Origin of the sequence: Shinella zoogloeoides, assembly GCF_022682305.1 — a bacterium.
GTDB classification, from domain to species: Bacteria; Pseudomonadota; Alphaproteobacteria; order Rhizobiales; family Rhizobiaceae; genus Shinella; species Shinella zoogloeoides_B.
Map to the genome: position 1 here is coordinate 201,229 of NZ_CP093529.1, position 17,904 is coordinate 219,132.

General features: G+C 67.3%; 21 protein-coding genes. 9 read left to right on the forward strand and 12 right to left on the reverse strand.

Going from position 1 to position 17,904, the window contains the following annotated elements; genetic code table 11:
• The first annotated feature begins 8 nt into the window (after nucleotides 1-8).
• Together MOE34_RS22400 and MOE34_RS22405 are read left to right on the forward strand one after the other, a co-directional pair.
• Complete coding sequence (locus MOE34_RS22400) at nucleotides 9-812, forward strand: CbbQ/NirQ/NorQ/GpvN family protein (RefSeq protein WP_242224864.1); 804 nt, start codon at nucleotides 9-11, stop codon at nucleotides 810-812.
• 9 nt (nucleotides 813-821) lie between these two features.
• The gene (locus MOE34_RS22405) at nucleotides 822-2,723 is read left to right on the forward strand and encodes a nitric oxide reductase activation protein NorD (protein WP_242224865.1); all 1,902 of its coding nucleotides are present in this window, start codon (nucleotides 822-824) and stop codon (nucleotides 2,721-2,723) included.
• 78 nt (nucleotides 2,724-2,801) lie between these two features.
• On the opposite strand, the gene hemN is transcribed toward MOE34_RS22405, so the two are convergent.
• A complete protein-coding gene (gene hemN, locus MOE34_RS22410; RefSeq protein WP_242224867.1) occupies nucleotides 2,802-4,154 on the reverse strand; it encodes an oxygen-independent coproporphyrinogen III oxidase in 1,353 nt (450 codons plus the stop codon).
• Between the two features lie 223 nt (nucleotides 4,155-4,377).
• On the opposite strand from hemN, the gene MOE34_RS22415 reads away from it, so the two are divergent.
• Genes MOE34_RS22415 through MOE34_RS22430 form a run of 4 tightly spaced genes read left to right on the forward strand, consistent with a single transcriptional unit; the run spans nucleotide 4,378 to nucleotide 6,853 of the window.
• Nucleotides 4,378-4,656 carry a DUF2249 domain-containing protein gene (locus MOE34_RS22415; RefSeq protein WP_242224869.1) on the forward strand — a complete coding sequence of 93 codons (279 nt, stop codon included), beginning with the start codon at nucleotides 4,378-4,380 and terminating at the stop codon, nucleotides 4,654-4,656.
• Nucleotides 4,657-4,680: 24 nt separating this feature from the next.
• Nucleotides 4,681-6,039 carry a hypothetical protein gene (locus MOE34_RS22420; protein WP_242224871.1) on the forward strand — a complete coding sequence of 453 codons (1,359 nt, stop codon included), beginning with the start codon at nucleotides 4,681-4,683 and terminating at the stop codon, nucleotides 6,037-6,039.
• Nucleotides 6,039-6,572 carry a DUF2249 domain-containing protein gene (locus tag MOE34_RS22425; RefSeq protein ID WP_242224873.1) on the forward strand — a complete coding sequence of 178 codons (534 nt, stop codon included), beginning with the start codon at nucleotides 6,039-6,041 and terminating at the stop codon, nucleotides 6,570-6,572. Before MOE34_RS22420 ends, MOE34_RS22425 begins: the two co-directional genes overlap by 1 nt.
• Nucleotides 6,573-6,577: 5 nt before the next feature.
• The gene (locus MOE34_RS22430) at nucleotides 6,578-6,853 is read left to right on the forward strand and encodes a metal-sulfur cluster assembly factor (RefSeq protein ID WP_242224918.1); all 276 of its coding nucleotides are present in this window, start codon (nucleotides 6,578-6,580) and stop codon (nucleotides 6,851-6,853) included.
• 39 nt (nucleotides 6,854-6,892) lie between these two features.
• Here the strand turns inward: MOE34_RS22430 and MOE34_RS22435 are convergent, their stop codons facing one another.
• Nucleotides 6,893-8,098, reverse strand: a complete 1,206-nt coding sequence (locus tag MOE34_RS22435; RefSeq protein ID WP_242224875.1) for an NnrS family protein — start codon at nucleotides 8,096-8,098, stop codon at nucleotides 6,893-6,895.
• Between the two features lie 214 nt (nucleotides 8,099-8,312).
• On the opposite strand from MOE34_RS22435, the gene nirK reads away from it, so the two are divergent.
• The 3 genes from nirK (at nucleotide 8,313) to MOE34_RS22450 (ending at nucleotide 11,241) form a co-directional block, all read left to right on the forward strand.
• A complete protein-coding gene (nirK, locus tag MOE34_RS22440; protein ID WP_242224878.1) occupies nucleotides 8,313-9,455 on the forward strand; it encodes a copper-containing nitrite reductase in 1,143 nt (380 codons plus the stop codon).
• Between the two features lie 106 nt (nucleotides 9,456-9,561).
• Nucleotides 9,562-10,476: an SUMF1/EgtB/PvdO family nonheme iron enzyme gene (locus MOE34_RS22445; protein ID WP_242224880.1), complete on the forward strand. Its 915-nt coding sequence runs from the start codon at nucleotides 9,562-9,564 to the stop codon at nucleotides 10,474-10,476.
• Nucleotides 10,477-10,545: 69 nt separating this feature from the next.
• Nucleotides 10,546-11,241 (forward strand): Crp/Fnr family transcriptional regulator, encoded by a 696-nt coding sequence (locus MOE34_RS22450; RefSeq protein ID WP_242224241.1) that lies wholly within the window; start codon nucleotides 10,546-10,548, stop codon nucleotides 11,239-11,241.
• Nucleotides 11,242-11,280: 39 nt separating this feature from the next.
• Here MOE34_RS22450 and MOE34_RS22455 read toward each other — a convergent pair whose 3' ends face one another.
• From MOE34_RS22455 to MOE34_RS22500, 10 genes are all read right to left on the reverse strand, one after another.
• Nucleotides 11,281-11,613 (reverse strand): cupredoxin domain-containing protein, encoded by a 333-nt coding sequence (locus MOE34_RS22455; RefSeq protein ID WP_242224243.1) that lies wholly within the window; start codon nucleotides 11,611-11,613, stop codon nucleotides 11,281-11,283.
• Nucleotides 11,610-12,131 (reverse strand): DUF4142 domain-containing protein, encoded by a 522-nt coding sequence (locus MOE34_RS22460; RefSeq protein WP_242224245.1) that lies wholly within the window; start codon nucleotides 12,129-12,131, stop codon nucleotides 11,610-11,612. Before MOE34_RS22460 ends, MOE34_RS22455 begins: the two co-directional genes overlap by 4 nt.
• An 83-nt stretch (nucleotides 12,132-12,214) precedes the next feature.
• Nucleotides 12,215-12,898 (reverse strand): RNA polymerase sigma factor, encoded by a 684-nt coding sequence (locus tag MOE34_RS22465; protein WP_242224247.1) that lies wholly within the window; start codon nucleotides 12,896-12,898, stop codon nucleotides 12,215-12,217.
• 70 nt (nucleotides 12,899-12,968) lie between these two features.
• Nucleotides 12,969-13,754 carry a DUF2189 domain-containing protein gene (locus tag MOE34_RS22470; RefSeq protein ID WP_242224249.1) on the reverse strand — a complete coding sequence of 262 codons (786 nt, stop codon included), beginning with the start codon at nucleotides 13,752-13,754 and terminating at the stop codon, nucleotides 12,969-12,971.
• A gap of 15 nt (nucleotides 13,755-13,769) precedes the next feature.
• Complete coding sequence (locus tag MOE34_RS22475) at nucleotides 13,770-13,967, reverse strand: hypothetical protein (RefSeq protein ID WP_242224251.1); 198 nt, start codon at nucleotides 13,965-13,967, stop codon at nucleotides 13,770-13,772.
• A complete protein-coding gene (gene ccoP, locus MOE34_RS22480) occupies nucleotides 13,964-14,842 on the reverse strand; it encodes a cytochrome-c oxidase, cbb3-type subunit III (protein WP_242224253.1) in 879 nt (292 codons plus the stop codon). Before ccoP ends, MOE34_RS22475 begins: the two co-directional genes overlap by 4 nt.
• Before the next feature lie 3 nt (nucleotides 14,843-14,845).
• A complete protein-coding gene (locus tag MOE34_RS22485) occupies nucleotides 14,846-15,016 on the reverse strand; it encodes a cbb3-type cytochrome c oxidase subunit 3 (RefSeq protein ID WP_242224254.1) in 171 nt (56 codons plus the stop codon).
• A 1-nt stretch (nucleotide 15,017) separates the two neighbouring features.
• Nucleotides 15,018-15,752, reverse strand: a complete 735-nt coding sequence (ccoO, locus tag MOE34_RS22490; RefSeq protein ID WP_242224256.1) for a cytochrome-c oxidase, cbb3-type subunit II — start codon at nucleotides 15,750-15,752, stop codon at nucleotides 15,018-15,020.
• A 2-nt stretch (nucleotides 15,753-15,754) separates the two neighbouring features.
• Nucleotides 15,755-17,413 (reverse strand): cytochrome-c oxidase, cbb3-type subunit I, encoded by a 1,659-nt coding sequence (gene ccoN, locus MOE34_RS22495; protein WP_242224258.1) that lies wholly within the window; start codon nucleotides 17,411-17,413, stop codon nucleotides 15,755-15,757.
• Nucleotides 17,414-17,429: 16 nt separating this feature from the next.
• Complete coding sequence (locus MOE34_RS22500; RefSeq protein ID WP_242224260.1) at nucleotides 17,430-17,876, reverse strand: Rrf2 family transcriptional regulator; 447 nt, start codon at nucleotides 17,874-17,876, stop codon at nucleotides 17,430-17,432.
• Nucleotides 17,877-17,904 lie beyond the last annotated feature (28 nt).

Below are 17,904 nucleotides of genomic sequence, written 5' to 3' on the forward strand. Positions count from 1 at the left end.
AGTTCGACATGAACGTGATGCTCAAGGCCACGCGCGCCGACATCCCCGCCTACAGCCCTTCCGGCAACGAATGCGACCTGTTCGAGAAGGCCTGGACGCGCCAGCTCCCCCTTTTGCTGAAAGGCCCGACCGGCTGCGGCAAGACCCGCTTCGTCAGCCACATGGCCGCAAAGCTCTCGCTGCCGCTGTCGACCGTCTCGTGCCATGACGACCTGTCGTCCGCCGATCTCACCGGCCGCTACCTGCTCAAGGGCGGCGACACGGTCTGGGTCGACGGGCCGCTGACGCGCGCCGTGCGCAACGGGGGCGTGTGCTATCTCGATGAGATCGTCGAGGCCCGCAAGGACGTCGCGGTGGTGCTGCATCCGCTGACGGACGACCGCCGCATCCTGCCGCTGGAGCGCACCGGCGAGGTGCTGGAGGCCCCGCCCGGCTTCATGCTCGTCGTCTCCTACAATCCCGGCTACCAGAACCTGCTGAAGGCTCTGAAGCCCTCCACCCGCCAGCGCTTCGTCGCCATCGAGTTCGACTTCCTGCCGAAGGCCGAGGAGATCGCCGTCGTTGCCGGCGAGAGCGGGCTGGACGAGGCGCGCGTCGCCCCGCTGGTCGCGCTGGCGCACAAGCTGCGCGCACTGAAGGGCCATGACCTCGAGGAAGGCGTCTCGACGCGTCTCCTCGTCTATTGCGCCTGCCTCATCGACAGCGGCATGGAGACGCGCGCGGCCGTGCGGGCCGCGATGATCGAGCCTCTGACGGACGAGCCGGACGTGCGCGCCGCGCTTCTGGAAATCGCCGACGCGATGATCCGGTGAGGTCCCGCCATGCTGGATTTCCTGGAGCTTGAGGAGACCGTCGGCCGGGCCTGGCACCGGCTGGTCGGCAATACCGGAAGCTGGCCGCGCCATCCGGACCACGCCGTGCGGCTGGAGGATGTCCGCCCGGTGCTCGCCGTCTGCTTCCGCGGCTTCGGCGGCGAGGCGGCGGTGCAGATCGCGCCGGCGCGCGGGCGCACCTCGATGCACCGCCTGCGGCTCCGCCAGCGCCTCGGCCTCGGCGAGGAGAAGCTGGTGCAGCCCGGCCGCGACCACGGCACGGTGATGCTGCCCGGCGCGATCGATCTCTTCCCCGATCGCGGTCTCAACCGGGACCTTTATGTCTGGCTTGCCGCCGCCATGGCGCTGATGCCGCTCGATCCCATCGCCGAGAGCGATCCGCTCCAGCGCGACCTTGCCGTGCTCGGCCGGGCCGAGGAGACGGTGAAGGCCGTGCTTGCGGCCTTTCCCGGCCTTGCCCGGCGATATGGCCGGCTTTCGGCCGCGTTCCTGGAGGCGCGCCAGCACCGGCCGCTTCCCTCCATCGAGCGCCATGTCGAGAACCGCATCGTACGCCTCCTGCGCAAGGGCGCGGGCCTTGCCGACGAAACGCTGCCGGTGATCTTCCCGCATCGCGCGCCGGCGGGCTACCTGCCCATGCTGCCCGTGCCGCTCTGGCCGGACGCGATCTTGCGCGAGGAGGGCGAGGGGCGCGGCGAGGAGGAGGACCAGCCGGCGGCGGGCGGCACGCCCGAGACGCCGGAGACCGGCCGCCATGTGGCGCTGCGCGAGAAGGCGGAGGACCGCAAGGGCGAGCGCAGCCCCTTCATCCTCAACCGCTTCGAGAAGATCCTGGCGATGGCCGAGATGGTCAATGTCGACCGCCCCGGCGACGACAGCGACGACCACGATTCCTCGGCCGCCGAGGAGCTGGACGACATGACGCTCGGCGAGCGCAAGGGACGCCCCGCCGCCCGCTTCCGCTTCGATCTCGACCTGCCGCCCGAAGCGCTCGACCGCACGCCGCTGACGGGCGAATACACCTATCCCGAATGGGACTACCGCACGGCGACCTATCTTGCGGACCATTGCCGCGTGCTGGCCTCGCCCGCGCCGGACACGGCCGCCGTGCCCGAGGCCGACGCGGACACGAAGAGCCTCATCCGCCGCGTTCGCCGGCAGTTCGAGGTTCTGCGGCCGCGCCGGGAGATGCTGCGCGCGCAGCTCGACGGCGTGGAACTCGACCTCGACGCGGTGGTTCGGGCGCGCAGCGACCTTGCCGCCGGCGGGCCGGGCAGCGACCGCATCCACATGATGAGCCGGCCGCAGGCGCACGACCTCGCCGTGACGATCCTCGTCGACGTCTCGCTGTCGACGGACGCCTGGTTCGACAACCGCCGGGTGCTCGACGTCGAGAAGGAGGCGCTGCTGGTGCTCTCGCATGGCCTTGCCGCCTGCGGCGACAGCCACTCGATCCTCACCTTCACCTCGCGCCGCCGCTCCTGGGTGCGCGTGGAGACGGTGAAGGATTTCGGCGAGCCGATGAACCATGGCGTGGAGGCGCGCATCGCAGCGCTGAAGCCGGGCTTCTATACCCGCATCGGCCCGGCGATCCGCCATGCGGCGGCAAAGCTGCGCGAGCAGCCGAGCCGGCGCAAGCTCCTCCTGATCCTGACCGACGGCAAGCCGAACGACGTGGACCACTACGAGGGGCGCTTCGCGCTGGAGGACAGCCGCAGGGCCGTCAACGAGGCGCGGCGCACGGGTCTCAGCGTGTTCGGAGTGACGGTCGACCGGGAGGCGCAGGCCTATGTGCCGGCCATGTTCGGCCGCAACGGCTACGCCATCGTCAGCAATATCGCCCGGCTGCCAGCGGCGCTGCCGGCGATCTATCGCGGTCTCGTGGGATAGAGGGCACGGGATCTGCGAGGGAAGGCCCGGCGTGCCGCACCACGCCGGGCCTTCTATTTTTTTGAGATGGAGACCCGGTCAGGCCGCCTTGCTGTGGGTGCGGGCCGACTGGTCGATATAGGCGTCGAAGGCGGCGGCGACGGCCCGGATGATGAAGCGATGGTCCTGCCGCACGGCGACCGTACCGCCTTGGATATCGACGGCGCCGTCACTCAAGAGCGCGGCCAGCTTCGCATTGCCTTGCAGCAGCGGCGCGGCGTCGAAGCCGTGGTGGGCGGCGATGGCCGCGATGTCGGCGGAGAAATCGCACATCAGCCGCTCGATGATCTCCGCGCGTAGCCGGTCCTCGGCGGTCAGCCGGTAACCCTTGACGGTGGCGAGGCGGCCGGAGGCGATGCGCTGGGCGTAAACGCCCGGCGGCACCTCATTCTGGATATAGCCGTCCGGTGTGCGGCCGATGGCCGAGGCGCCGAAGCCGATCAGCGTCTCGCAGGCATCCGTCGTATAGCCTTGGAAGTTGCGGCGCAGCCGGCCGCGCCCGGCCGCGACGGCGAGGCTGTCGCCGGGCAGCGCGTAGTGGTCGAGACCGATTCGGACATAGCCGGCCTCGGCAAGCGTTTCGGCGATCGCCTCGGCCTGCTCGGCGCGGGCGGGGGCGTCCGGCAAGGCGCGCTCGTCGATCAGCCGCTGGTGCTTCTTGAAGGAGGGGATATGGGCGTAGCCGAAGACGGCGAAGCGCTCCGGCCGCATGGCGACGGCGGCCTTCGCCGTCGTGATGCAGGAGGCGACCGTCTGGTGCGGCAGGCCGTAGATCAGGTCGAAATTGATGCCGCCGACCCCGGCTGCGCGCAGCCGCGTCACCGCCTCGGCGGTCTGCGCCTCGCTCTGCATGCGGTTGATCGCCTTCTGCACGACGGGATCGAAGCTCTGCACGCCGAGGCTGGCGCGGGTGACGCCGGCCTTGCCGAGCGCGTCGGCCATTTCCGCCGTCAGCGTGCGCGGATCGATCTCGACGGCGATCTCCGCCCCGGCGGAAAGGCCGAAGCGGGTTTCCAAGAGGCCGATCAGGTCACGGAATTCCTCAGGCTGCATGATGGTCGGCGTGCCGCCGCCGAAATGGACGTGCCGGACCTTGAGACGGTTCCCGACGCGTTCGGCGACGAGGTCGATCTCCTTTCGCAGCATGTCGATATAGTCGAGGATCGGCTCGTCGCGCTGGGTGATGGTGGTGTGGCAGCCGCAGTACCAGCACATGGAGCGACAGAAGGGAATGTGCAGGTAGAGCGAGGCATCCGTACCGGGCGCGATGTCGGAGAGCCAGTCGCCATAGGTGCCGGCGCCGACGACGGGCGCGAAGGCGGGCGCTGTCGGATAACTCGTGTAGCGCGGCAGGCGCGCCTCGCCGTATTTTTCGATCAGGGCCTGTTGCATGCGTGTTCCTTTCCGTGTCTCGATTGGCGAAAGCCTAGGAGCGGGCGGCAGGTGCTTCTTTGCGAAAAGCCAAGCAACGGGGTGGAACGCCGTGAAATCCGGAATTGTTTGCGCGGGGTCAAAGTGGCGGGCGGGCCACGAGGTTAGCGTCAGGCGGTTCCGGTCGGGTCGGGCCGTGCCTCTCCGGAACGGGATCGGAGCGGCCGGGACGGAACAGCAGAATATGTCAGAGACCCTGGACAAACCCCTGATCGACGTGCGCGTCATTCCCCCGCGCGAGCGTCATCCGCGCATCTTCGGCATGCTCGGCGCGCTGACGCCCGGCCAGTCGATGCTGATCACCAGCGACCATGACCCGCGCCCGCTACACTACCAGCTTGAGACGAATTTCCCCGGCCAGTTCGGTTGGGATTATCTCGAGCAGGGGCCGGAAGTCTGGCGCGTCGAGATCGACCGGCTGGAAGACGGCGGCTGCGACTGCTGCTGCGGCTCGGATCACTGAAACAAGCGCGGCGAGGGAACCGACATGCCGGGCGCAACACTTTCCCGCTGGACCATGTCCTACTTCGCCGCCGCCTGCCTCATGCTCGTTCTCGGGCAGGGGTTGATGGTGGCCGGCTACGGCTATCCCTTCGCCGATGTGAGCGCGCCGGAAACGCTGGCGCTCGTCCATGTCGTCGTCATCGGCTGGCTGAGCCTGCTGATGGCCGGCGCGCTCCTGCAATTCGTGCCCGTGCTGGTCGCCCGGCCGATTGTCGGCGGACGTTTCGCCGCGCCGGCCCTCGTGCTGCTTCTCGGCGGACTGGGCACCCTTGTCGGCGGGTTCGTCTCGCTGTCGGGGGCGGTCGACCTGCCGCTTCCTCTCCTGCCCGCTGGCGGCGCGCTGCTGCTTGCGGGCTTCGGCCTGTTCGGCGCCATCCTCGCCGCGACGCTTCATGCCGCGCGGCCTCTCTCGCTTCCCGCCCGCTTCGTCGCCACTGGTCTTGCCGCGCTTGTCGGCGCTGCTCTTCTCGGCGCCGCCTTCACATTTGTGCTGTCCGGCGTCGTGGAAAGCCTGCCCCTCGCGCGGCTCGTCGCCGAGGGCGTCGGCCTCCATGCGGCGCTCGGCCTCGGCGGCTGGCTGAGCGCGACGGCGGTGGGGGTCAGCTACCGGCTGTTCTCGATGTTCCTGCTCGCCCCCGAGATCGACCGGACGACGAGCCGCGCCGCCTGGTGGGGGATGAGCCTTGCCACCGGCCTCGTCGCAACGGCGGCAGTGCTGGTGCTGAGCGGGATTCTCGGTGCGGCCTTTTTCTTTGCCGCCGCGCTGCTGCTGGCGCTGGTGGCGGTTGTCCTCTACGGCGCAGATGTCGTACATATCTACCGGGCGCGCAAGCGCAAGCAGGCGGAGTTGAACATCCGCGCGAGCCTTGCCGCTCTCGGCCTCTTCGCCCTGTCCCTGCTTCTTCTCAACGTGCCGGCGTTGCGGGCGGGCGACCTGCTGCCGGCCGTCGTCTATCTCTTCGTGTTCGGCTGGCTCACCGGGCTGGGCCTCGCCCAGCTCTACAAGATCGTCGCCTTCCTCACTTGGCTGGAGGCCTACGGGCCGCTGCTCGGCCGCGCGCCGGTGCCGCGGGTGCAGGATCTTGTCGACGAGCACCGTGCGCATATCCTGTTCCGGGTCTATTATGGCGCGGTGGTGGTGGCGGCGCTGGCGCTTGCCATGGGTGCGGCGGGTCTTTTCCGTGCGGCGGTCGCGGCGCAGCTTCTTGCGACGCTCTGCCTCATTCGCGAGTTCGTCCGGGCGCGCCGCCTCACCGTCGTGCCGGCCGCCCTGCGCGCACCGGCCGGCATGGTGCGCCCGCACCTCTTCCTCCCTCTATCCGTTTGCCAAGGAGATAAATGATGTCCGAGACTTCAACCGGGATCGCGCCGCATGTGCTCGATGTGCGCCCGATCCTCAAGAGCGGCGGGGAGCCGTTCCAGGCGATCATGCAGGCCGTGCAGGGGCTGCAGCCGGGGCAGGGGCTGAAGCTGCTGGCCACCTTTCGCCCCGTGCCGCTGTTTCGCGTGATGCAGGGCCGCGGCTTCGACCACGAGGACCGCGAGATCGGAGGCGGAGACTGGGAGGTGCTCTTCACGCCGCAGGCGGAGGCCGCGCCCGTCGAAATCTCCGTCGATGCGGACCGTCCGGAAACCTGGCCGGATCCCTCCGACCATCTGGACCTTTCCGATCTCGATCCGCCGGAGCCGATGGTGCGCATCCTTGCGGCGGTCGAGGCGATGGAGCCGGGTGAGGTGCTCTTCGCCGTGCTTTCGCGCGAGCCGGTCTTCCTCTTCCCCGAACTGACGCGGCGCGGCCACCAGTGGGCGGGCAATTTCGACGAAACGGGAGCCGCCTACCGCATCCTCGTGCGGATCGGCGAAGCAAAGGCTTGACGGTCATGGAAGAGGCGGACATCCGGGACGCGCTGCGCGTCATCATCGACCCCGAGATCGGCAAGAACATCGTCGATCTCGGGCTGGTCTATGATATTTCCGTGGAGAGGGGCGGCGTGGTTCGCGTCAGCATGACGACGACGACGCGGTTCTGTCCGGCGAGCGACTTCCTTCGGGAGGCGGTGGAGGTCTGCGTGGCCTCCCTGCCGGGAGTGACCAAGGCCGAGGTGCAGCTGACCTATGAGCCGCCCTGGACGCCTGACAGGATGGAATTGGCGTAAGCAAATCGGCCCGGAGACAATCTCCGGGCCGATTGCGTTTCAGACCGGTGCGCGGCGCTTGCGCGCAAGGATCGGTGCGTATTCCAGCCCGTAGAGGCCGAAGGCGGCGATCCAGAGCAGGCCGGACGCGGCGTAGAAGGCGGGAGCCATGTCCGGCAGAAGCTCTGCGAGCGGACGCACCAGCGCGCACAGGATGAGGGCCGCGTAGGAGGCGACGGTGAGCTTGGAGGCGATAAGGGCGCGGCCGGTATGGCCGAGGCTTGCCCGCGTCATCACCGCCAGCATCATGCAGGCGATGGCGCCGACGGAGAGCAGGTGCAGCACCGAGCGCTCCTCCAGATAGCCGAGCGCGCTGAGGGCGATGGAGAAGAGGCCCAGCGGCACGAAGAGATAGGCGATGTGGAGGATGACCAGGATCGGCTCACGCGCCGTCGTCCAGCCGCGCCAGCGGTGAAGGCGGATGCAATGGAGCGCGGCGGCGGCAAGACCGACAAACGCCGTTGCCGGATGATCGGGCCGTACGGCCCACACGCCGAGGGCGGCGGTGCCGACGAGGATCGCGGTCATGTCGAACCGGTTGTAGGGGACCGGGAAGTCCGTGCGCCCGACCTTGTTGAGCCAGTTGCGCGTGAAGCTCGGCAGGATGCGCCCGCCGACGATCATCACCAGCACGACATACGCGGAGACGGCGAGCCGGATCGCCATGTAGCTATGCTCCCCGTCGATCGCCGCCACATGATAGAGAGCGTTGGCGAGCGAAAGGGCCAGCAGTCCGCCGAGCACCTTCAGGTCCTTCCACTTGCGCCCGGCCACGACCTCGCGTGTGCAGATGGCGAGGAGGGCGGGTAGGAAGAGCGCGTCGACGGCGGCCGCGACGGCGACGCCGAGCATGTCGGATGCGAGAAGCGCGATGCGCCCGGCGCACCACAGGGCGAAAAGCCCGCCGAGCGGCCAGCCGGAGACCGGCAGGCGTCCCGTCCAGTTGGGTACCGCCGTCAAAAGGAAGCCGGCGAGCACGGCGGAGGCGAAGCCGAAGAGCATTTCATGGGCGTGCCAGTTGGCCGCGCCATACTCTTCCGCAAGCGTGAGATGACCGCTGATCGCCGCGATCCACAAGGTCATGGCGGCGATGGCCCAGAGCGCGCCGCCGAGGAAGAACGGCCGGAAGCCGTAGGAGAAAAGCACCGGGCCGGTGCGGGAAAGGCCACGCGGAACGGGGCGGCTGACGGAGGGACTTGGGGGCATGGTCGTCTCTTTCCTTTGCAATCGTCAGCTTGTTCTAAGGGAGGCGAGGGGCGTTTTCTTTGCGAGATGGCAAAGAGCAAATTGCGCCTGCCAAAATGCCGCAGCAACCGGAAAGGGTAATTTGAGCCATCACAAAGAGGCCTGCGCGAATGCTCCTAAAACAGAGGGGACAGGGCGGACACATCGCCCCGTCCTTTCGAAAAGGAGATTACCAATGACCGAGCAGTTTCAGATGACACGCCGTACGATCCTCGGCGGAGCCGCCTTTGCCGGCGTCCTGACGCCGATCATTGCGGCGTCGATGGCCCGCGCCGAAGGCGGCGCGATCGAAACGAACGCCGCTGCGACCGCGGCCGATATCGCCAAGCTGGAGCGCGTGAAGGTTGAGCTGGTCAAGCCGCCCTTCGTGCATGCCCACACCCAGAAGGCCGAGGGCGGCCCGAAGGTCTATGAATTCACCCTGAAGATCGAGGAAAAGAAGATGATCCTCGACGACAAGGGCACGGAAGTTCATGCCATGACCTTCAACGGCTCGGTTCCCGGCCCGCTGATGGTCGTGCACCAGAACGACTATGTCGAGCTGACCCTGATCAACCCCGAGACCAACGAGCTGCAGCACAATATCGACTTCCATGCGGCCACCGGCGCGCTTGGCGGCGGTGCGCTGACGGTGGTCAACCCGGGCGAAAGCACGGTCCTGCGCTTCAAGGCCACCAAGGCGGGCGTCTTTGTCTACCACTGCGCACCTCCCGGAATGGTGCCCTGGCACGTTGCTTCGGGCATGAACGGCGCCATCATGGTACTGCCGCGCGAAGGCCTGACCGATGGCCACGGCAAGGAGCTGACCTATGACCACGTCTACTATGTCGGCGAGCAGGACTTCTATGTGCCTCGCGATGCGGACGGGAACTACAAGAAGTACGCCAGCGTCGGCGAATCGTATACCGACACGCTGGCGGTCATGCGGACCCTCACCCCGAGCCATATCGTCTTCAACGGCGCCGTGGGCGCACTGACCGGCGACAACGCGCTCAAGGCCAAGGTGGGCGACAAGGTGCTTGTCGTGCATTCGCAGGCCAACCGCGACACCCGCCCGCACCTCATCGGCGGCCATGGTGACTACGTCTGGCAGACCGGCAAGTTCCACAACCCGCCGGATGTCGACCAGGAAACCTGGTTCATTCCGGGCGGCACGGCTGGCGCGGCCTTCTACACCTTCCAGCAGCCGGGCATCTACGCCTATGTGAACCACAACCTCATCGAGGCGTTCGAACTGGGCGCGGCCGGTCACTTCGCGGTCACCGGCGACTGGAACGACGACCTGATGACCTCGGTCACGCCGCCGACCGGCGCCTGACCCATCCGACAACGATGCGCCCGCCGCTGCGGCGGGCGCATCTTCCCCAATCGGTGCCGCACCCGGGCGCCGAACGACCGTCCGGGTGAAGCGCGAGGAGGCCATCATGGCTGCGCTGACTTCGAAACCCCTGATCCCTTGGACATCGCTTGCATTGCCCGCCATCCTGCTGGCCGCCTTGGCCACGACGGTGGCCGTCAAGGCCGATCTCGTCGGTGCTGCGCCCGCCGGCCCCGTGCTGGACGAACCGCTGACGGTGGAAATCGCGCCGCGCAGCTTCGACTATCGCGACAGTGGTGAGTTCTTCCGCAACGGTTTCGCCGTGGACGGACCGGTCCGGAGCGTCACCGTGCGCCGACCGCTGACCATCATGAAATTCCAGGTGACGGCCGCCGACTATGGCCGCTGCGTCGCCGACGGCGCCTGCCCGCCGGCCGAGCCGGGCTTTGCGCCCGGGGATGCCACCACTACGCCGGTGACCGGCGTCAGCTACGACGATGCCATCGCCTATGCCGGCTGGCTGAGCGCCCGCACGGGCGAGGTCTGGACGCTGCCGACCGATCGGGACCTTGCCTTCGCCGCCGGCACGCGCTTCCCCGATGACGCCCTCGGCGTGGATATCGACAGCACCAACCCTGCCGACCGCTGGCTCGCCGACTATCGCCGCGAGGCGGCGCGCAAGGCCTCGCGCGACCCCGTGCCGCAGACGCTCGGCAGATTCGGAGAGAACGAATACGGCTTCGCCGACTTTGCCGGCAATGTCTGGGAATGGACAGGGACATGCAACCGCCGCGTCAATCTCGACAGGAAGGGCGAGGTGCTGAACGACGTCTCGTCGTGCGGCATTTATGTCGCCAGCGGCAAGCATAGGGCGGCGATGAGTTCGTTCGTGCGCAACCCCAAGGGTGGCGGCTGTGCGGTCGGCGTGCCGCCGGACAATGTCGGCTTCCGGCTGGTCAAGGATACGCGCTGGTATGCGCCGCTGCTTGCGGCACTTCGCGCACGTGGAATGCCGGTCTGAACTTTCGACCGGGCGTAAGGCGTGATAGGAGTCCGGTGACTTTCACGCCGACGCGAGAGGAACACGATCTTGAAGATTGACCGGACCGTCGTCCGGTCGCTCGCCCTGTTCGACCGGATGAGCGACGACGACCTCGACAGACTGCTGAACCATGCGACCGCACGGCGCGTCGCGCAGGGCGATGCCGTCTTCGAGCAGGGCCAGCAGGCGGCGAGCTTCTTCCTGCTGCTGCACGGCCGTCTCAAGGTGACGCAGGTGACGGCGGACGGCCAGCAGATCATCGTGCGCGTGGTGCATCCGGGCGACCTGTTCGGCTTCGCCAAGGCGCTGCAGCGCACGGACTACCCCGGCACGGCCAAGGCGGCGACGGAAAGCGTCATCCTCGGCTGGCCGACGGATTTGTGGCCGCATTTCGTCGAGCAGAATCCCCGCCTCGCCGTCACCGCCATGCAGACGATCGGCCAGCGGCTGGAGGAAGCCCATACCCGCATCCGCGAAATGTCGACGCAGGAGGTGGAGCGGCGCGTCGCCCATGCCGTGCTGCGCCTTTCCAAGCAGGCGGGCCGGAAGGAAGGCGAGGGCATCCGCATCGATTTTCCGATCTCGCGGCAGGACATCGCCGAGATGACCGGAACGACGCTGCACACCGTCTCGCGCATCCTCAGCGCCTGGGAATCGCAAGGACTCGTCGAGGGCGGGCGGCAGAAGCTGCTGATCCTCGACCTGAGCGGCCTGTCCGCGCTCGCCGAGGGCGCGCGAGAGTGAGGCAGGGTGCCGGGCGTTTCCGCCCGGCAACGGTTTTCGTCAGCCTTCGACCGTGATCCGCCCCTTCATGTTGGGGTGGAGGCGGCAATAGTAATCCACGGTATCATCGGCCGTAGCGACATGCGTCGCCACCTTGCCGGGCGGGATGACGACCTCCCAGCCGCCCTTGACGGTGACTGTGTGGGCGAAACGATCCTTGTTCGTCCACTCGATGGTCTCGCCGGCCTTCACCGTAATCTCTGCCGGCAGGAAGGCGAGGTTCTCGATCGTCACATGCACGGTGCCGTTGTGTGCGCGGGCGAGTTTGGCGCCCGCCAGCGCCACGGCCCCCGTCAGGAGAAGCTGGCGCCGGTTGAGAAACCCCGCCGTCATTTCAGGCCTGCCGCGACATGCTCGGCATGCTGCTGGTGGCCCTGGAAGAGCTTCAGGCCGGTTTCCAGCAGGCCCTTCAATTCGGCGTTCTGCGCCGAGGGGATGAGCAGCGTTTCGAGCGCGCCGTTGACCTGCTGGTGATAGGCGACCTCATTGTCGACATAGGCCTTGTCGAAGGCTGCGCCGTCGAGCTTGCCGAGCTCGGCGCGCTTGTCCTCGGCCGCCTTGGCGAGCGCCTGGCTGGTTGCGTTGTCCTCCGGCGTGACGTTCAGCTTCTTGACGAGCGCCAGCGCCATGTCGTTGACGGCCTCGTGGTCCTTCTGCATGGATTCGGCGAAGGCCTTGACGTCGGCATTCGCCGTCTTCGACAGGGCTAGCTTGGCCGCCTCCACATCGATGACGCCGGCGGTGTAGGCGATATGGGCGATCTGCGGATCGGTCGGCTTGTCGTCCGCCATGGCGAAGGTGGAGGCAAGAGCAAGGCTTGCGGCGGCGACTGCGAGGGTGAAGGTCTTCATCGGGGTCTCCTTGGCGCCGGTGATGGCCGGCGCCTGTTTCGGTTCACGCGGCATTGGATGCCGGCCCACCGAGGAGGTTCCCGTTATTTTTCAAGTCCGAGTTTTTCGATGACGGCCTCCGTCAGCCGGTCGCAGCGCGTGCCGGCGAAAGGAAAGGCATCGACGAGCACGGGGCCGATCTGTTCCTCCAGACGCGTGCGGATCAGCTTGCGGGCGCGATGCAGCCGCGTCTTGACGGTCGCAGGCGGCAGGTCCAGTACCGCCGCTGTCTCCTCGACGCTGAGGCCCTCGATGACGCGTGCGACAAAGACGAGGCGGAAGGTATCGGGAAGCGCGTTGGTCGCCTCCTCGACAAGGTGGAGAAGCTGTCGCTGGGCCATGGCGCGCTCGGGATCGATGGAGATGGCGGAGGAATGCGGGAAGGGAATGATTTCGGCCTCGCCCGCACCGGACGGCGGGGCGGTCCGCTTCAGTCGTTTCTGCGCCCGCTGCCGCATGAAGGCGGCATTGAGGGCGATGCGCGACAGCCAGGTCGACAGGGAAGAATCGCCCTGGAACGTGGCGAGGCCGGCGAAGGCGCGAAGATAGGCTTCCTGCAGCACGTCCTCGGCATCCGCGTTGCTGCGGACGACGGCGCGCACGAGGCGGTAGAGGCGCTGGTTGTGCGTCTTGATGATCTGGCGCACGGCGTCCGCATCGCCCGCAACGGCGCGGCGGATGAGGTCGGTTTCCTGCAGGACGGGTGAGAGGTTCTGGACGGTCGGCATCGGCATGCTCCTTTCGGGACCCTATTGGATGCCGCCGCTGCCGGAAGGTTCCCGCCCGTTACACCATCCCCTATCGCACCGCCCTGTAGCTGTGCCACGTGCCGTGGCCGAGCAGGGGGAAGATGACGATGAGGCCGACAAGGCCCGTCGCGATGCCGATGAGCGTGAGGATGAGCACGATGCCGCCCCAGGTCAGCATGACCGGCAGGTTGCGGAAGACGAGCGAGATGCTGGTGCCCATGGCGGTGAAGGCGTCCGTTTTCTCGGCCAGCAGCATCGGAATGGCGAAGGTGCTGATGGCGAAGGAGAAGGCGGCAAAAAGCCCACCGACGGCGGTACCGACGACCAGCATGCCCAGTCCCTCGGGCGTCCCGAACAGCATGGCGACGACGTGGTCGAGGCCGGGGAAGGGGCGCAGCCCCACGAAGAGCGCATAGATGATAACGGCGGCGCGCATCCAGACCAGCATGAGCAGGCAGAGGATCGCGCCGGTATACCAGACCTGCCCGCCCGACTCGGCCTTCACGAAGATCATGCGTGACAGGCTGGTAGGGGTGCCTTCCTCGAGGTCCCGGCTCTTGCGGTAGAGACCGATGGCCATCAGCGGGCCGACGACCATGAAGCCGGCCAGCGCCGGGAAGAGAATATAGTCCAGCTCCATGTGGAAGAGGCACCAGACCACCGCCACCGAGATGAGGAAGACGGCAAAGCCGTAGAGGAGGCTCGGCAGCGGATTGCGCCAGAGGTCGCGCCAGCCGGCGGAAAGCCAGCCGAAGGCGGCGCCCGCCGGCAGGTGGCGGCGGCGCTGCTCGGCGAGCGGCACGGGGGCGTTAGCCGTCTTTTCAGTCGTTCCCATGAGTTCCTCCTCCGGTCAGCAGGACGGCCGGGCGGCGCGGTACGCGCCGTCATGGCCTTCCGTCTTGAGGTGCTCCACGCAGTCAGGCTGCGAGGAAAGCGCGACATGCACGAGATGCGCATTCGCCCCGATGAAGATGAGCGCGCCCGCCCCGACGATGAGGAACGAAACGAGCCGCCAGTTGAGGCGCGGCCTGCCGGCGAGTGCGGTCATGGCGCCTTCTCCCCGAGCGTGCCGACATAGAGCGCCAGCAGCTTGATATCGACCGGCGGAAGGCGGCCTTCCCAATGGGGCATGTGGCCCTGCCGGCCGGAATAGATCGTGGTGAAGACGGATTGCGCGTCGCTGCCGTAGATCCATGCCGCGTCGGTGAGGTCGGGCGCGCCCGCGTCCGTGCTGCCGCGGGCATCCTCGCCGTGGCAGGCGACGCAATTGGCGGCGAAGACCTCCTGGCCCGCCGCGATGCGCGCCTTGTCGTTCTCGTCCATGGGCAGGTTCGAGAGCGAGCGCACATAGGCGGCGACCGCGCGGATCTGCTTGTCGTCGAGCACGCCGTCACGGCCGAAAGCCATCATCTGCGAAACGCGGGTCTCCTCGTTGGTGGAGTTGATGCCGATGCGGATCGTCTCGGCGATCGTCTCCGGGTCGCCGCCCCACAGTCGCGCCTTGGCGGCAAGATTCGGGAAGCCGGGGCCGCCGGTGCCGCGCGTGCCGTGGCAGACGGCGCAGTTGTCGATGAAGAGCGTGCGGCCTGTCTCCTGCACATGGGCCATCAGCGCCGGGTCGGCGGCGATGTCCTCGAGGCTCGCCTCGGCGATGCGGCCGGTCCAGGCGGCGCGGGCCGCGGCGGCGTCCTCGACCTGTTTCGTCACCACGGCGCGCTGGTCGATGCCGAGCAGGCCCTTCGTGTAGGTGACGCCGAGCGGCCAGGCCGGCATCAGGATCCAGTAGCCGATGGCGAACAGCGTGGTGACGGTGAGGAAGAAGATGACGACGCGCGGAATGGGCGTCTCCAGCTCCTCGATGCCGTTCCACTCATGCCCGGTGGTAGTCCGCCCGGTGGCGGGATCGTGTCTTTCCGTCGCCATCGTCTATTCCTTCGGCCGGTCGTCTTTGTCGAGGATGCTGGTCTTGGCGCGGGTGAAGCGTTTCCGGTTGCCCGGCCACAGGGCATAGACCAGAACGCCCGCGGCCATGGCGATCAGGTAGAACAGGCCCCAGCTCTTGGCGAAGGCGACGATGCTGTCGTGATCGGTCTCCATGCTACTCCTCCTTCGCTGCGGTTTCCTGGTGCGCGGCCTGCGTGAGCTGGCCGACGATCTGGAGATAGGCGACGAGCGCGTCCATCTCCGTCAGGAGGCCCGGATTGCCGTCGAAGACGCGCACATTCGTCGCCTCGCCGTAGCGCTCGCTGACGCCGGAAGCCTCCGCGCCGTCCGGGTTCGCCTGGCCGCGGGCATCGGCGGTGGCGTTCTCGATCATCGCGTCCGTATAGGGCACGCCGACGGCGCGCTGGGCGGCGAGGTGCTCGCCGAGATCGTCGATCCTCAGCGCGTTGCGCTTCAGCCAGCCGTAGCGCGGCATCACCGATTCCGGCACCACGTCGCGCGGGTTCATCAGGTGGGCGACGTGCCATGCGTCGGAATACTTGCCGCCGAGGCGGGCAAGGTCCGGCCCGGTGCGCTTGGAACCCCAGAGCATCGGGTGGTCGTATTTCGATTCCACGGCGAGTGAGTAGGGACCGTAGCGCTCCACCTCGTCGCGCAGCGTGCGGATCATCTGCGAATGGCAGGCATAGCAGCCCTCGCGGAGATAGATGTTGCGGCCGGCAAGCTCCAGCGGCGTGTAGAGCCGCATGTCCGGCGCGTCCTCCACCGTCTCGTGGATGGTGAAGAGCGGGGCGATCTCGACGATGCCGCCGATGGAGGCGACGCCGACGATGGCGAGCACGAAGCCGATGGCGTTGCGCTCGATCTTGCGGTGGAAGAATTCCTTCATGGTCATTCTCCCGCCTGTGCCGCGCCGGCCTGTCCATAGAGCGGTACGTCGCCGGAAGCTTCCGTCTTGCGGGCGTGGCGCGCCATGCGGATCGTCATGCCGACATTGAAGGAGCAGACGACGGCACCGGTGAGGAACAGGAGGCCGCCGAAGGCGCGGGCGATATAGTAGGGATGCATGGCGACGAGACTGTCGATGAAGGAATAGGCGAGCGTGCCGCTGTCGTTATAGGTGCGCCACATCAGGCCCTGGATGATGCCCGAATTCCACATGGAGAAGACGTAGACGACGGTGCCGGCCAGCGCGAGCCAGAAATGCACCTCGATCAGCTTGGGCGAATACATGCGTTCCGTCTTCCACATCCAGGGCACGAGGGCGTAGAGCGAGCCGAAGGTGATCATCGCCACCCAGCCGAGCGCGCCGGCATGGACATGGCCGACCGTCCAGTCGGTGTAGTGCGACAGCGAGTTGACGGCGCGGATCGCCATGAACGAGCCTTCGAAGGTGGAGAGGCCGTAGAACACGGCGGCGACCATCATGAAGCGCAGCGTCGCGTCGTCGCGCACCTTGTTCCAGGCGCCGTTCAGCGTCGCCAGCGCGTTGCCGGCGGAAGCCCAGGAGGGCACGAGGAGCACGATGGAGAAGGTCATGCCGAGGGTCTGCACCCATTGCGGCAGGGCGGTGTAGTGCAGGTGGTGCGCGCCCGCCCACATATACATGAAGGTGATGCCCCAGAAGCTGATGATGGAGAGCCGGTAGGAGAAGATCGGCCGCTCGGCGCGCTTGGGCAGGTAATAGTACATCATGCCGAGGAAGCCGGCCGTCAGGAAGAAGGCGACGGCGTTGTGGCCGTACCACCATTGCGTCATGGCGTCCTGCACGCCGGCGAAGAGCGAATAGCTCTTGGCATGGCCGAAGGAGACCGGCACGGCGAGGTTGTTGACGATATGCAACACCGCGACGATCAGGATGAAGGCCATGTAGTACCAGTTCGCCACGTAGATATGCGGCTCCTTGCGGCGCTGGAGCGTGCGGATGTAGATCAGGAAATAGACGACCCAGACGATCACCAGCCAGATATCGGCATACCATTCCGGCTCGGCATATTCCTTGGACTGGGTGAGGCCGATCAGGTAGCCGGTGGCGGCGACGAGACAGAAGAGATTGTAGCCGATCAGCACGAACCACGGGCTGAACTGGTCCGGCAGCCGCGCGCGACAGGTGCGCTGGAGGACGTGGAAGGAAGTGGCGATGAGCGCATTGCCGCCGAAGCCGAAGATGACGCCGGACGTGTGCACGGGCCGCAGCCGGCCGAAGCTCGCCCAGGCCGAATCGACGAAGGTCAGCTCCGGCCAGGCCAGCAGCGCGGCCACCCAGACGCCGACGAACATGCCGACGACCGCCCAGGCGAGCGAGAGGACGATGCCGACCCGCGTCGGGTCGTCGTAATATTCCGAGAGCCGGCTTTCCGGCGGTTCGGGAGCAAACAGCGCGGAGAGCACGGCAAAACCGAGGCCGACGCTGAAGGCGAGCACGATATAGCCGTGCACGGCGAGCGGATCGCCCTGGCCGCCCACCGCCATGGCAAGTCCCGTCAGGGCGAGCGCGCCGAGCACGAAGAGGGCGAGGTGCCGCTCCGAAACCGTCAATCCCGATATCATCGATATCCCCTTCGTCTCACGCCGCCACGGCATCGATGCCGAGCAGCGGGCCGAGCGCGGCCCTGTTGCGGACAATATCTTCAAGCGTGTATTTGTCGAGCACCGCAAGGAATGCGGAAAGCGCCTCGTGCAGCACGCCTTTCAGCCGGCAGGCCGGCGAGATCGCGCAGGGCCGCCCCCCGGCTTGCATGCATTCGGCCAGGCAGAATTCCTCCTCGGTCGCCCGCACCAGTGCGCCGATGGCTATCGTGCTCGGAGCCTTGGCCAGCCGGATGCCGCCCGCCCGGCCTCGTGCCGTCTCCACGACGCCGAGGTCGCGCAGGGTCTGCGCCACTTTCAGGAGATGGTTGCGGGAAAGCCCGTAGGCCTCCGCCACATCGTTGGCGGTGCATATGCCGCCCGGCCGCGTGGCCACGTAGATCAGCATGCGCAGGGCGTAGTCCGTGTGAAGCGTCATCCGCATGCCGGTGTCTCTCGCAAGGCCTTAAAAA

Excerpts from the sequence above, each read along its gene's own strand:
- MOE34_RS22400 (WP_242224864.1), top strand. The coding sequence starts at position 9 with ATGAACGTGATGCTCAAGGCCACGCGCGCCGACATCCCCGCCTACAGC.
- MOE34_RS22405 (WP_242224865.1), top strand. The coding sequence starts at position 822 with ATGCTGGATTTCCTGGAGCTTGAGGAGACCGTCGGCCGGGCCTGGCAC.
- hemN (WP_242224867.1), bottom strand. The coding sequence starts at position 4,154 with ATGCAACAGGCCCTGATCGAAAAATACGGCGAGGCGCGCCTGCCGCGC.
- MOE34_RS22415 (WP_242224869.1), top strand. The coding sequence starts at position 4,378 with ATGTCAGAGACCCTGGACAAACCCCTGATCGACGTGCGCGTCATTCCC.
- MOE34_RS22420 (WP_242224871.1), top strand. The coding sequence starts at position 4,681 with ATGCCGGGCGCAACACTTTCCCGCTGGACCATGTCCTACTTCGCCGCC.
- MOE34_RS22425 (WP_242224873.1), top strand. The coding sequence starts at position 6,039 with ATGTCCGAGACTTCAACCGGGATCGCGCCGCATGTGCTCGATGTGCGC.
- MOE34_RS22430 (WP_242224918.1), top strand. The coding sequence starts at position 6,578 with ATGGAAGAGGCGGACATCCGGGACGCGCTGCGCGTCATCATCGACCCC.
- MOE34_RS22435 (WP_242224875.1), bottom strand. The coding sequence starts at position 8,098 with ATGCCCCCAAGTCCCTCCGTCAGCCGCCCCGTTCCGCGTGGCCTTTCC.
- nirK (WP_242224878.1), top strand. The coding sequence starts at position 8,313 with ATGACCGAGCAGTTTCAGATGACACGCCGTACGATCCTCGGCGGAGCC.
- MOE34_RS22445 (WP_242224880.1), top strand. The coding sequence starts at position 9,562 with ATGGCTGCGCTGACTTCGAAACCCCTGATCCCTTGGACATCGCTTGCA.
- MOE34_RS22455 (WP_242224243.1), bottom strand. The coding sequence starts at position 11,613 with ATGACGGCGGGGTTTCTCAACCGGCGCCAGCTTCTCCTGACGGGGGCC.
- MOE34_RS22460 (WP_242224245.1), bottom strand. The coding sequence starts at position 12,131 with ATGAAGACCTTCACCCTCGCAGTCGCCGCCGCAAGCCTTGCTCTTGCC.
- MOE34_RS22465 (WP_242224247.1), bottom strand. The coding sequence starts at position 12,898 with ATGCCGACCGTCCAGAACCTCTCACCCGTCCTGCAGGAAACCGACCTC.
- MOE34_RS22470 (WP_242224249.1), bottom strand. The coding sequence starts at position 13,754 with ATGGGAACGACTGAAAAGACGGCTAACGCCCCCGTGCCGCTCGCCGAG.
- MOE34_RS22475 (WP_242224251.1), bottom strand. The coding sequence starts at position 13,967 with ATGACCGCACTCGCCGGCAGGCCGCGCCTCAACTGGCGGCTCGTTTCG.
- ccoP (WP_242224253.1), bottom strand. The coding sequence starts at position 14,842 with ATGGCGACGGAAAGACACGATCCCGCCACCGGGCGGACTACCACCGGG.
- MOE34_RS22485 (WP_242224254.1), bottom strand. The coding sequence starts at position 15,016 with ATGGAGACCGATCACGACAGCATCGTCGCCTTCGCCAAGAGCTGGGGC.
- ccoO (WP_242224256.1), bottom strand. The coding sequence starts at position 15,752 with ATGAAGGAATTCTTCCACCGCAAGATCGAGCGCAACGCCATCGGCTTC.
- ccoN (WP_242224258.1), bottom strand. The coding sequence starts at position 17,413 with ATGATATCGGGATTGACGGTTTCGGAGCGGCACCTCGCCCTCTTCGTG.
- MOE34_RS22500 (WP_242224260.1), bottom strand. The coding sequence starts at position 17,876 with ATGCGGATGACGCTTCACACGGACTACGCCCTGCGCATGCTGATCTAC.